A 12,826-nucleotide genomic window follows, 5' to 3' on the forward strand; every position below is an offset into this window, starting at 1 on the left:
GTGAACGGCCGACCCGCCCCCGGCAGCCGACCAGCAGGCGGGCCCGGGTCGGCCGCGAGCGTCCCGCTCACTGACCGCTTGAGCCGAGAAGCACTGCGGGCGTGCGGCACTGACCTGCCGTTGCGCGCAGTCCTCAATCGATAACTGAAAAACGCGATCTCGACTGGGCTTGCGTCAGGTCATACACTCGTCACATGACCGGTGTGCATCGCAGACGAGGGCGCCTCTCGAAAGAGGGCCGCCGCCTCCTCGGCGGCCTCGCGCTCCTCGCCGTCTTCGCCCCGGTCACCGCCTACACCCTCAACGCGGCCATCGCCCACGTCCAGTCCTGCGGGACGGAAGTGGAGCTGCACGTCGCCGCCGCCCCCGAAATGGCCGCCGCGCTCGAGGACTTCGTCGCCGCCGGCGGCGGGGCGCCCTCCCGCGGTTCCGACGTGTGCGCCGACATCACCGTCGAAGCCGTCTCCGGGAACGCGATCGGCGAATCCGACGCCGACGTGTGGGTCCCCGAGACCGCGCTCTGGCTCACCCTCCCCGACGCCGGCCTCGCCGAGCAGTGGGAGGTCCTCCAGGACTCGACCGCCAGCTCCGCGGTCGGCCTGGCCCTGCCCGCGGGCGAGAGCACCGACGAAGTGCTCCCCGACGAGGCCGACGTCGCACTCCAGGATCCGCGCCGGCACGCCGCGAGTCTCATGTGGATCCTCTTGTTCGGCGTCGACGAGCACACCGTCGAAGGCGGGGACGGCACCGCCGTCATGTCCGCCCCCGAAGTGCTGGCCACCGGGAACACCGAACTCCAGGCGCCCACCGGAACAGCCCAGATCGGGCAGCTCGAGTACCCGATGCTGGCACGCACCGACCTCGGCGAGAACGAGCGCGAAGCCGCGCAGAACCTGCTGCGCTCCTACAAGGGCGACGCCTACGGGGAACTGCTGGCCGAGCATGCGCTCGACCCGGCGATGCCGCAGCCGGCGCCGGCGACCGCAGAGGTCGTCGCCGCGACGCTCCAGAGCTGGGACGACCGCGAAGACGCCTAAGGCACTATCGGCCGCTAGTCGGGGGTCTTCGCGTCAGCGGCTTTCGCGAGCGCCTGGTTGAGCACGTCGTTGAAGACCTGCCAGCCCTCGTCGGTGCGGTCGGAGTCGATGTCGGCGGTCGCCCAGGCATGGAAGGCGCCGTCCGCGCCGGTCACGAAGACGCTCAGCGATCCGCGCCAGCGCCCGTACACCTGGGTGCGCTCGGCGACGGCGATGCCGCCGTCCATTTCCTGCAGCGGCTGGTACGGGAGGGCCTCGCGCATCGAGTTGCGTGCGGAGCGCGGGCATTCGCCGTCGCAGGAGTCCCAGCCGACGGTGATCTGCGAGTCGCCGTCGTCGGCGGTGCAGACTGCGGTCTGGCCGTCCTCGGCGCATTCGTAGTCGGCGGGGACTTTGAAGGCGTAGGGCCAGTTGCGGTACGCGATGGTGTGCGTGGCGGCGTCCTCGGGGAACAGGCTGCCGCCGACGCGTTCGGTGGAGGCCTCCTGATCCCATTGGGGGACCGGGTTCTCGGCTTCGGTGGCCTCGTCGGCGGGGGGCTGCGAGACGTCGTCGACCGCGGCGTTGTCGGGCGGTTCGGCGGTGGAGTCGCCCGATTCGTCGCCGCCGGGGCTCGACAGGAGGACCCAGGCGCCGACGACGAGCGCGAGGATGACCACGACGGAGCCGATCCCGATGAGGATCGGTTTGAGCTGCGATGGCCGCTTCGGCGGCGCGATCATGACCACGGGCGGGGACATGGGCGGCGGGGACGGCGGACCGGACACGCCCGCCGGTGAGGCGGGGGCCGCGGAGCGCTGAGCGGCGGCCAGTTGGTGGGCGGCGCGCTGGGCTGCGGCGGCGGGCCCCACGGGCAGCGGGCCGGTGGCCGGGCCGAGGGCCAGGAGCCGGTCCATGATGCGGTCGGCGCCGCGCAGGCGGGTGTCGCGCAGGACGACCACGTACGGCTGCTCGGCTTCGAGGTCGGCCACCAGGATCGGGGCGTCCTCGGGTCCGGCGGTCGCGTAGGCCCAGGCCACGGTGTCGGAGAGGAGGCCGCGGCGGGCCGGGTCCTTCGAGGAGGTCGAGCCGAGGGTGAGGATCTGGACGGGCCGGGCGTTCTCGTCGAGGCCCTCGCAGAGCTCGTAGGCGCCTTCGACGCGCGCGGTCGTGACATCGGTGTACGGTCCGACCGTGCGACTCATCGAAGCCCCCCTCAACTGCGATTCGCGATGCGCCGAACGGCCGGCACTGGGTGTGCGAACCGAAAGAAGCGCGGAATTATCACTAAGTATGGCCCGGCTTCGCACGCCTCGCGACACCTGGCCGCGGGCAGTCCGCGGATCGGCGGGCGAGCGGGGGCCGATCTCGGTCAGACGACCGAGGCGGGGGCGAAAGTGAGCCGGATACGCTGGCGGCGTGACCAACTTCCTCAGCCAAGGCCTGGCACTGGCCACCGCGTCGACTGAGATCCCCGAGGCGGAGGGCCAGGGCGACTTCATCCAGTGGGTCCTCGGCCTCATGGAGCAGTTCGGGGAGCTCGGGGTGGGGATGGCCCTCGCGATCGAGTCCGTGTTCCCGCCGATCCCCTCCGAGCTGATCCTGCCGGTGGCCGGGTACCTCGCCTTCGACAACAAGATGAACTTCTGGTTGGTGATGCTGTTCGCCGCGATCGGTTCGATGGCCGGGGCCTACATCCTCTACTACGTCGGATACGCGTTCGGGCGCGAGCGCACGCGCTGGCTGTTCGAGAAGCTGCCGCTCTTCGAGGTCAAGGACTTCGAGCGCTCAGAGAAGGTCTTCGCCAGATGGGGCGGCATCGCGGTCCTCGCAGGCCGCTGCCTTCCGTTGGTGCGCAGCGCGATCTCGGTCCCGGCGGGCATCGAGAAGATGCCGTTCTGGAAGTTCACGGGCTACACCCTCGTCGGTTCGGTGATCTGGAACGCGATCTGGATCGGCCTGGGCTTCGCGTTCGGCCCGGCGATCAAGCCGGTGATCGAGCAGTACTCGGGCATCCTGAGCAAGTTCGTGCTCGGCATCCTCGGGCTGCTGTTCCTGTGGTTCGTGGTGGCGCGCACGATCAAGATCATCCGCAAGAAGCGCGGCGGCGACGGCGACAACGGGAACGCCGGGCATTCCGACACGATGATCCTGCGGCGCGTGCAGTAGCGCTCGTTCACTCTTTCGGGTTGCGGCCCTTCACCTTCGGGTGGAGGGCCGTTTCCTGTGCCAGTCGGGCATATGAGTCATCCGCATCTTTTGCGTGCGCAACAACGCAATGTTTTCGAATTTCTTCGCGTCTGGGCGTAACCGGCCCGAGGTCTCTCCAGTTAGTCAGGGTGGCCGCGTCACCAACCCGTCGCGGCAGGGCCGCAGTGTCACCGGCCCATCGGACAGCGAGCGCGGTCCTCGACCCGCCGGCGATCCAGCCGGCAAGGTCGCGGCTGAGGTCCGCAGTCGGCAGAAGCGAACGCCTCCGCGGCGAGCGCACTGCCTCGAGCCGCTGGTCAACCACTGACAATTCAGCGATCTTGCACCGCAAGGCGGTCGATTCGCGCTGCTTCCCCAGCCGACGGCCATCACCCTTGCGGTACGGAGAAAGGCAACGAAGCAGATGAAAATGCGCACTGTGCGTACGGCGGGCCTCGTCGGAGGCCTCGCCACGGGGGCTCTGCTGCTCACCGGTACCGCGGCTCAGGCTGCCGACACCGAGGCTCCGGAATCGACCGGCGACCTCGTCATGACGACTCCGGAGGCCCTCGGGGGGCTCCCGGTCTCTCCCGACGCGGTCACCGGCCTCGCGGGCGGGGGCACCGACAAGGCCCCTGGCCTGAGCGCGGTGGACTCGATCCCCGGCGTGAACGCCCTGATGCCTGCCGGCCCCGACGCGGAGGCCAAGGGCGACAACGTCGTAGACAAGGCCGCTGACAACGTCAAGGACCAGACCGATCAGGTGGAGCCCGCGGGCAACCCGGCCACCGACCTGCTCTCGCAGCTCGGTGGCGGCCTGCCGGTCGGGCTGCCCTTCTAGGGCGGCCACACCGAACACGTCGCAGTGCGCGCTTCCGCCAGGCACACTGCGGACCACGGTCGATGGGCCCGCCCGGGTCCGAAACGCGAACGGCTCGACGAGCCGAAGCGGCGGTGCACAGCCGCGGCTCGGCGAGCGGTCGGTGCAGCGCGCCCGGAAAGCGCCTGAACCAGCCGACGTCAGCGCCGGCCCGGGCGGCCCCAACGACCGAGCAAGGAAAACTCTCCCGGTTTCTCTAGCACCTCGTCCTCAGCGGGACCCAGCCCGCGGGACGCGAACAAGCTTTCGAAACCACGGAGCTTCACGGGGGATACGTGATGGAACAGCAAGAACCATTTCCCTGAAAGGTGAGACTTCGTGAATAACTCATGGGCACGCAAGACCGCGCAGGCCAGCCTCGTCGCTACGGGGGTCGCCCTCGTCGCCGGTGCCGGCTCCGCCCAGGCCTACGGCCCTGACGTCACCACGCAGGACCAGGTCGGCGCCGTGTCGGGCAACCAGGTCGTTGCGCCGATCCAGGCTCCCGTCAACATCTGCGGCGTCGCCGCGGCCGTCCTCGGGACCGCCTCCGCCGGCTGTGAAGGCGGCGCCACCGCCGACTTCGACGGTGCGGGCGACCTGACCACCCGGAACAACACCGGCCTCGGCAACGGCAACCAGGCGTTCGCCCCCGTGCAGGTTCCCACTGAGATCAGCGGCATCGCCGGCGCCGTCGGCGGCGTCGCGGACGGCCGGTCCGACGGCGGCTCCGACGCCGACATCGAGTCGGGCACCAATGAGTCCGGCCGCCACGCCGAATCCGACACCACCACCCAGCGCAACGTCGGCGCGCTGTCGGGCAACCAGCTGCTCGCGCCGATCCAGGCGCCGATCAACTCCTGCGGCAACGCCGTCGCCGTCGGCGGCGTCTCCGACGCCGAGTGCGAGGGCGGCGCCGACGCCGACTACTCCGGCGCCGGCGACCTGACCAGCCAGGACAACGTCGGCCTCGGCAACGGCAACCAGCTGTTCGCCCCGATCCAGGCCCCGGTCAACGTGTGCGGCAACGCCATCGCGATCTTCGGCCACGCCAGCGCCTCGTGCGAGGGCGGCTCGGACGCGGAGATCCCCGGCGGTCACGACCACCACGACAGCCACAAGGAGCTCGCCGCCTCTGAGTCCGCGAACGAGGACCTCAACGAAGAGGCGCTTCCGGCCGTCCCCGGTCTCGACACCGCGAGCGGCATGACCGGCGGCCTGCCGGTCGTCGGCGGCCAAGTCGGCAACACCACCTCCGAAGGTGTTGCGGACTCGGTCGCGGGCGTCACCGAACTGGCCGGCGCGGGCGTTCTCTAAGACCCGCAGAGCGGCCCGCACCTGCACGGCGCGGGAAACTTCACAGCAAGTCGATGCTTGAACGACGGTCCGCAGCGCGGGCCGTCGTTCAGTTCTCCACGGACTTCAGCCGCGCTTCGAGCGCGCTGTTCATCGAGGCGAAGCCCTGCTCGGTGTCGGCCAGGAGCGACTTCATGGCCGGCACCAGGACCCCGGTGAAGCGCTCCCCGTGAGTGAGCACCGTGGAACCGTCGGGCTGCGGCTCCAGCACGAAGTAGTGCTCGCCGTCGAACAGCCCGCCGGGGCCGAGCTTCCCCAGCCAGCGGATCTGCCGAGCCGGGGAGACGCGCAGCACGCGCGGCCGGAATCGGTTCGTCTTGCCGTTCGGCTGCAGGAAGGACGCTTCAAGACGCTCGTCCTCGGCGAGGAGCCCGGAGATCTCGGTGATGAACGGGTTCCACTCGCCGTAGGCCGGGAAGTCGGTGAGGACCGCCCACACCTCGTTGGCGCGCGCGTCGACGTGCACCGTCGTCTCGATCCGGTGCTCCTGACCGATCGCCCACAGGCCGTAAGCGGTGGCGGCGGCGATGATCGCGGCCGCGATGATGAAGAAGATCAATTCCCCAGACTCCAGAATCGAAGGTCGCCTTGGTCGTCGCCGGTGACCGCGAACTGACGCTCCTCGATCGTGACCTGCACCAACTCGGTCGGATACCCGCCGTCGGCTTCGAAGTACACCGTATCCCCGGATTCGACGCTCACCGCTGCTGCGGTCCCCTGCGAGTCGATCGACAGCAGCGAGGTCCCGTTCACGGTGTCGACCAACTCGAAGTGATACTCCGCGTCGATGTCGTCGTAGGCGATCGGCTCGTACACCGGTTCCTGCAGTTCGATGTCCCAGAAGTGCAGCATCCCGTCGTCGCCGTAGGCCATCGCATACGGCGTGCTCCGTTGGTAGACGACGCCGAACGCCTCGGCGGTCCTGCCTTCCCAGTCGTCCGCGGTGAGCTGCAGGCCACGGGGTTCGCCGCTGTAGGCGTCGACGGTGTCGAGCTGTTGGTCCGGGTCGATCGCGACAATGTCGGTGTAGCTCCAGTCCGGGTAGGTGTAGAACCTTGGATAGCTGTATCCCTGTGGGATCGGGAACTCGTAGCTCGTGGTCTGGTTCTCCAGGTCGTACAGCTCGAACTGATCGCCGTTGAGCAGGGCCAGTGCGGCGCTGTCCTCGAAGACGCCGGTGCGCAGGTACTGGATGTCCGCGCCTTCCGCGACCATCGCCGGCGTTCCCGCGGCGTCGAACGCCTGCGTCTCCGGCGTCCACACGTACGGCTCGAAGTCCTGGCCGATCGCGACCATGATCTGCTCGCCCGTGGAGGACCCGGACGCCCACAAGGCCTTGATGCCGGATTCGGGCCGGTACTCGTTGACCAGCTCGCCGGAGTCCATGGACCACTGGTCGATCGAGCCGTCAGCGCCGCTGGAGAACAGCATCGGGCCGTCGGTGGTGTCGATGAAGGCCACGGAGTTGATCGCGCCGCCGTGTGCGCCTTCAAGGGTGGAGAGCAGCGTGCCCGCCTCGGCCTCGGACCAGTTGGGCTCGAACCACGTGGCGGTGCCGCCGCCGCCGTCGTCGTACGGTTCGTCGTCCACGCCGCGGTCCGGATTGAAGTACCAGACCAGGCCCGCGATGATGAGGATGTCGACGAGGATGAACGCGATGACCGCCCGCTTGCCGATCTTCTTGCCGCGCTGGCGTTCCGCTTCGGTACGCGGCGGCTCCGGCTCGTCGCCCTCCACCGACACGGGCGGCGTGTGGATCGGACCGCGGGTCTGCGGCGGGAGGTTGTGGCGGGCCGGGCTCGGCTCGAGCTGCGATGCGGTCGTCTGTGGCGCGGTCGAATCCACGCGAGCGTCCTGAGGGGACGATGCGTACTGCTGCGCGGGCTGGTAGGTCGGCACCGGAGCGGTCTGCGGCGGTGCCTGCGGCGGGGGAGCGGTCTGCTGCGAGGGCGGGGCGAGGTTCGCGACCGCCGGAGTGACGGGTGCGGCGAAACCGCCCAGCTGCGGCTGGCGCTGGATCGGGAACGTCGTCGTGCGCTGACCCGCCTGCGTCCACAGCACGCTGCCCTCGGCGACCACGACCTCGGGCTGGTCGAGCACCGTGGGCGCCAGGCCGAGCGAGCGGTGGAGCATGGTGCCCACCAGCGGCATCCGGCTCGCGCCGCCGACGAGGAACACGCCCGCGCCGGCCGCGACGTCGAGCCCGGCGGCGCGGATGACCGCCTGCGTGACCCGGATCGTCTGCTCCAGGTGCGGGTGGGCGATCTGCTCCAGCTCGGTGCGCGTCAGGTGCGCCTCGACGTCGAGCAGCGGGATCGCGATGTCCGACTGCTGGTGGCGCGAGAGGCGCTCTTTGGCTCCGCGCACTTCCTCTTGGAACTCGCGGAAGTACCGGCGTTCCTCCACGGTGGACGGATTGACGAGGCGCTTCCAGCCTTCGCGGTCGCCGTAGGTCGTGCCGAGGTGCTCGATGAGGGCCGCGTCGATGTCCAAGCCGCCCAGGTCGTTGCGGCCGTCGAGCGCGACCGTCTCGAAGCCTTGCGCGGTGCGGCGCACTACGCTCGCGTCGAAGGTGCCCGCGCCGAGGTCGTAGACCACGATGGACGATCCGACGGTCATGCGGTGCTTCAGTGCCTCGGCGTAGTAGGTCGCGGCGGCGACCGGCTCGGGCACGAGCCGGACCCGGCCGAGGCCGGAGCGGGCCGCGGCGTCCTCGATGACCTGGCGCCGGGCCGGGCCCCATTCGGCGGGCACGGTGAGCGTGACCTCTGAAGGCTGGCCGACGACGCGGCGGCATTCCTCGGCGACGGCGTCCAGGACCGCCGCGATGAGATCGGGAATCGGGTACTCGCGGGCGCCAAGCAGGGTCGAGGGGCGGTCGATGAGGCGCTTCGGGTTGGGCTCGAAGCGTTCGGGGTGGCGGCGGCCGGCGTGGACCGCGTCGCGGCCGACGAGGAGCCCGCCTTCGGGGTCGGCGCACACCGCCGAGGGCATCAGCGGTGCGCCGTCGAACAGCAGTGGCCGCAGGCTCCCGTCGGCGCGGCGGACCACCGCGATGGTGTGCGAGGTGCCGAAATCGACGCCGAGCGAGGTTCCTTGGGGGCCGGGGCTCATGACAGGAATCGTAACGAACTCGCGTTCCTCCCCGGTGTCGCGCGCAGTCGGCGCAGGTTGCATGCTGGGGCATACGTGAAACCGCAGGTCGATGCTTCCATCGGATACCCACTTGAATTTGTCTGGTCGCCCGTCGTAATGTCGTGGTATCCGATACCGACCGATAGGACGAGCATGAGCGCTCCTGTGTACCTCGACCCGAACCGGCCCGTCGCCGAACGCGTGGAGGCGATCCTCGCCCTCATGACCGACGACCAGAAGCTCGCGTGCCTCAACGGTGTGCCCGAGACCGTCCTCGCCGACGGCTACACCCTCCCCAGCCTGGACAACCGGTTCAACGAGGTCCTGCACAGCTCCGGGAAGCTCCCCGACGCCACGTTCTTCCCGCAGGCCATCGGCCTCGGCGCCACCTGGGACACCGAGCTCATGGAGGCCATCGGGACGGCGGTCTCCCACGAGGTGCGCGCCCGCGACACCGACGTCTACGCCTCGTTCGGCCCGGTCGCCGACATCCGCTCCAACCCGCTCGCCGGGCGCTTCGAGGAGGGCTTCGGCGAGGACCCGCTGCACGTCGCCGCGATGACCACCGCCTACGCCTGGGGCCTGCGCGGGCGCCACCCCGAGTACGTGCGGACCTTCCCGCAGATGAAGCACTTCCTCGGCTACAGCCACGAATGGCACCGGTCGCAGGGCTCCGCCTCCATGAGCGTGCGCGCCCTCCACGAGTACCAGGCCGTGCCCTACCGGATGCCGGTCGAGGCGGGCGCGGTGATGGGCGCGATGACCGCGTACAACAACGTCAACGGCGTGCCCTCGATCATCTCGCCGATCCTCGAGACGCTGCGCGCCGAATGGACCGACGACGGCGTGTTCTTCTTCCTGCCCGACGGCTGGGACGGCGTCAACCTGCACACCACCAAGGGGCAGCCGTGGGACACCTGGGAGGTCCCCGCGCGCGGCGACGTGCCCTATCCCGAAGCCCTTGCGGCGGAGGAGGGACGCACGATCGACGCCGAGGAGATCGGAGTCTACGCCTCGGCCCTCATGCTCCACGCCGGAGTCAGCCACTTCCACGACGGCTCCGAACTGCCGTTCGTTCCCAACGCGGGCGAAGCGGTACGGCGCGGACTGCTCGGCGTCACCATGTCCCATGTGGAGCGATCGGTGCGCGACTGGCTCCACTTCCTCGTCCGCACCGGCAAACTCGACGGCGACGCCTGCGAGTACAACCTGATCCCGGCCGACCCGCACCCGCAGGACCGGCCCGAGTCGATCGCGCTCGCGCACCGGGCCGCCCGCGAACAGCTCGTGCTGCTCAAGAACACCGATGCGGCGCTGCCGCTTCCCGAGGCCGCCCGCATCGCCGTCCTCGGCCCGCTCGCCGACCTCAACCTCCGCGACTTCTACAGCCCCACCGTCCCCGCGGAGCGCCGCCCCACCCCGCTCCAGGCCCTGCGCGAGCGCTTCGCGCAGGTGGACTTCCACAGCGGCAACGACACCGTCGCCTGGCAAGTCGGCGGCCGCTACCTGAACGTCGCCGAGAACGGCGCGGTCGTCGCCGGCGCCGAGACCCTCGGCGACACCGAGACCTTCGAGGTCTGGGACTGGGCGCACGAGCAGCACATGTTCCGTCACAACGCCACCGGCAAGTTCCTGCAGGCGAACCTGTTGCAGCAGAACGACGGCCCGGCCACCTTCGAGAACCAGGCCGGCGCCACCGGCGGCGGCGGGCCGCGGCTCCTCGCCCTCGAGACCGAGATGGAGGACGGCGACGCCTGGTTCACCCACCAGAACCTCCACTACCGCCGCGCGGGTGACAAGGTCGAGCTCTTCGGCGTCAACCACGTCGCCTCCGACGCCGACGGCCCCTATCACGTGCGCCTCGCCGAGGACGGCTCACTGCCGCTCACCAAGGGCAACGCCGACCCGATCCTCACCGAGACGGTTGTCGAGAACGGCCCCGAAGCCGCCGCCACCCTTGCGGCTGAAGCGGACTGGGCCGTCGTATTCGTCGGCAACCACCCGATGGTCAACGCCCGCGAATGCTTCGACCGGCCCGGCCTCGACCTCGCTCCGCGCCAAGCGGACCTCGTTCGCGAGGTCGCCGCCGCCAAGCCCGGCCGCACGATCGTCGTCGTGGTCTCCGCCTACCCCTTGGCGATCGGCGACATCGCCGCCGATCCCAACGTGGCCGCGATCCTCTACACCTCCCACGCCGGGCAGGCCGCCGGTGCCGCGATCACCGAGGCCCTCCTCGGCGACTTCTCGCCCGCCGGGCGTCTCACCTCGACCTGGCTCGCCGACACGTCCTCGCTCCCGAAGCCGGGCCCGAGGCACGACGCGTTCCGCGTCGGCGAGGTCGACATGCTCGAATACGACGTCATCACTGCCGGGCTCACCTACCGCTACTCGAAGGCCGAGCCGGTCTACAGTTTCGGACACGGCCTGAGCTACACCGACTTCGAATACGGCGACCTCCAGGTTCCGTCGACTGTGGACGCCTCGGAGCGGTTCACCGCCGCGATCGACGTCACGAACGCCGGCGACCGCACCTCCGACGAAGTCGTGCTGCTCTTCGCGAGCATCGCGGCGTCGGCCTACGGCGACCGGATCCCCGGGACGCAGCTCGCGGGCTTCGCTCGCGCCAGGGACATCGAGCCCGGCGAGACCCGCCGCGTCGAGATCGAGGTCGACCCGCAGCACCTCTTCGTCTGGGACGTGGTGCGCGGCAAGCGGATCGTGGAGACCGGCGACTACCTCTTCGGCATCGGCGTCGACAGTGAAGGCCCCGAGGCCCAGGTCAGGATCGAGGGCGAGACCATCGCCCCGCTCGACCTCTCGCAGACCGCCAACGTCTGGGAGAAGGCCACGATCGCCGAGGGCCTCACCTACTGGGAGGTCTCCAAGCTCCACACCCTCAAGCGCGAGGGCGGCTACCACTCGACCGGCTCGCGCCGGGCGGGCAGCCACGTGGGCTTCACGAAGGCGGTCCTGGACGGCGCCAAGGGCATTGAGCTCCGCACCGCGACCACGGGAGCCGACTGGGCCGACCTCGCCGACCCGGTGATCGAGGTCCGCGCCGCCGCCCCTGACGGCCCGCTCCTCGCTGAAGTCGAGGTCCCGAAGACCGGCGACCTCCAGTCCTTCACCGAAGTCTCCGCCCCAGTCACGAACGCCGAAGGCACACAGGACCTCTACCTGGTCTTCCGCACCGGAGGCATCTACATCGACACGATCCGCCTGGCCCGCTAGGCGGACGCGAAACGGGGTGCCGGGCCTTCAGACCTGGCACCCCGTTTCGCTTTATCGGCTAATCCTCGAACAGCCCCGCCGCTGAACCGGATGCTATGAACTTGGTGATCCAGGCACCAAGCTCCTGGCGGTTCGTTGAGGCCTCGATGCGCTGGCGTTGCTCGGCGGTGATACCGGTTTGCGTGGCCTCAATCATGCTGACGAGGATGCGGCGCGCTTCCAGGAGCGCGCCTTCCTCGCGGCCTTCGTCGCGGCCCTCGTCGCGCAGGCGGTCGCTGTATGCGGAGTGGTACGGGCGGGTCTTCGTGCGCATGAGGTCCTCCAACATTCGGGCGGGCTCGTCTTCCAAGATCGTGAGCAGTTGCATGATGTAGTCGGCCGCTCGCCCTGGTTCGATGCTACCGAGACGGCGGTCGAGTGTCGAGATGAACAGTTCGGCTTTGCGTCCTTTCGGGGACTTGCCGACGATGGCGGTCACCACCGCGGCAGCAGCCGTGGGCAGCTCCGAGGAGTTGACCATCTCCGGTAGGTTCGAGGGGCCGAGCGCGCGGACTTTGATGTTGTTGTCCGGTCCGAGTTGGATTCCGTCCCAGAACCTGTGGGCCAGGGCGTCGGTGGAGCAGATGATCATCAGCTCGACCGGTAGTTGGTAGTCCTCGAAGGCGCGGGCCATGTAGCCCGGCAGCCGGTAGTACTTTTCGTTCTTCCATTCGTTCTGGACTTCGATGATGATGATTCGGTCGTCCTCTTTTCGGAACGACAGTTTCACGACCGCGTCGGCACGCCGCTCTGTTCTTCCGGGCGAGCCGAATGAGGTCGAGCGGGTTTCGGCTGCGGTGCAGCGCTCCGCCTGCCGGTACTCGCCGACCCGATCCATCAGCCAGGCCACTGTGAGCGGTTCGTCCTCGATGGCCTTGACGATGAGCTCGTGCGCATCTCCCGGCATAGGGGGGATTCCCTTCGTTTCGTGGTTCTCCCGTGAAACGAGTGGGTGACCCCCGAAGACGTGCCTTTGTCGTAAAACCGACAGTCTGTTCGA

Annotated in this window: 9 protein-coding genes; 5 read left to right on the plus strand and 4 right to left on the minus strand. The window is 69.3% G+C overall.

Annotation, left to right across the window (positions count from 1 at the left end; all coding sequences use genetic code 11):
* The first annotated feature begins 194 nt into the window (after positions 1 to 194).
* On the plus strand, positions 195 to 1,037 hold the full coding sequence (locus ACFO8M_RS11640) for a hypothetical protein (RefSeq protein ID WP_387974969.1): 843 nt from the start codon (positions 195 to 197) through the stop codon (positions 1,035 to 1,037).
* A 14-nt stretch (positions 1,038 to 1,051) separates the two neighbouring features.
* On the opposite strand, the gene ACFO8M_RS11645 is transcribed toward ACFO8M_RS11640, so the two are convergent.
* Entirely contained in the window at positions 1,052 to 2,221 is a 1,170-nt protein-coding gene (locus ACFO8M_RS11645; protein WP_387974972.1) for a hypothetical protein, read from the minus strand.
* Positions 2,222 to 2,435: 214 nt separating this feature from the next.
* On the opposite strand from ACFO8M_RS11645, the gene ACFO8M_RS11650 reads away from it, so the two are divergent.
* The 3 genes from ACFO8M_RS11650 (at position 2,436) to ACFO8M_RS11660 (ending at position 5,382) form a co-directional block, all read left to right on the plus strand.
* Positions 2,436 to 3,185: a DedA family protein gene (locus ACFO8M_RS11650; RefSeq protein ID WP_387974975.1), complete on the plus strand. Its 750-nt coding sequence runs from the start codon at positions 2,436 to 2,438 to the stop codon at positions 3,183 to 3,185.
* Positions 3,186 to 3,636: 451 nt separating this feature from the next.
* Positions 3,637 to 4,047 (plus strand): hypothetical protein, encoded by a 411-nt coding sequence (locus tag ACFO8M_RS11655; RefSeq protein WP_387974977.1) that lies wholly within the window; start codon positions 3,637 to 3,639, stop codon positions 4,045 to 4,047.
* A 357-nt stretch (positions 4,048 to 4,404) separates the two neighbouring features.
* Positions 4,405 to 5,382 carry a chaplin family protein gene (locus ACFO8M_RS11660; RefSeq protein WP_387974980.1) on the plus strand — a complete coding sequence of 326 codons (978 nt, stop codon included), beginning with the start codon at positions 4,405 to 4,407 and terminating at the stop codon, positions 5,380 to 5,382.
* Positions 5,383 to 5,470: 88 nt separating this feature from the next.
* Here the strand turns inward: ACFO8M_RS11660 and ACFO8M_RS11665 are convergent, their stop codons facing one another.
* Both ACFO8M_RS11665 and ACFO8M_RS11670 read right to left on the minus strand, forming a co-directional pair.
* A complete protein-coding gene (locus tag ACFO8M_RS11665; RefSeq protein ID WP_387974983.1) occupies positions 5,471 to 5,980 on the minus strand; it encodes an SRPBCC family protein in 510 nt (169 codons plus the stop codon).
* Positions 5,977 to 8,535, minus strand: a complete 2,559-nt coding sequence (locus ACFO8M_RS11670; protein WP_387974985.1) for an Hsp70 family protein — start codon at positions 8,533 to 8,535, stop codon at positions 5,977 to 5,979. Before ACFO8M_RS11670 ends, ACFO8M_RS11665 begins: the two co-directional genes overlap by 4 nt.
* A gap of 174 nt (positions 8,536 to 8,709) precedes the next feature.
* On the opposite strand from ACFO8M_RS11670, the gene ACFO8M_RS11675 reads away from it, so the two are divergent.
* On the plus strand, positions 8,710 to 11,787 hold the full coding sequence (locus tag ACFO8M_RS11675) for a glycoside hydrolase family 3 C-terminal domain-containing protein (RefSeq protein ID WP_387974987.1): 3,078 nt from the start codon (positions 8,710 to 8,712) through the stop codon (positions 11,785 to 11,787).
* A 58-nt stretch (positions 11,788 to 11,845) separates the two neighbouring features.
* On the opposite strand, the gene ACFO8M_RS11680 is transcribed toward ACFO8M_RS11675, so the two are convergent.
* Positions 11,846 to 12,733: a hypothetical protein gene (locus ACFO8M_RS11680; RefSeq protein WP_387974989.1), complete on the minus strand. Its 888-nt coding sequence runs from the start codon at positions 12,731 to 12,733 to the stop codon at positions 11,846 to 11,848.
* Positions 12,734 to 12,826 lie beyond the last annotated feature (93 nt).

This window comes from Glycomyces rhizosphaerae, from assembly GCF_042647865.1.
Lineage (GTDB): Bacteria > Actinomycetota > Actinomycetes > Mycobacteriales > Micromonosporaceae > Glycomyces > Glycomyces rhizosphaerae.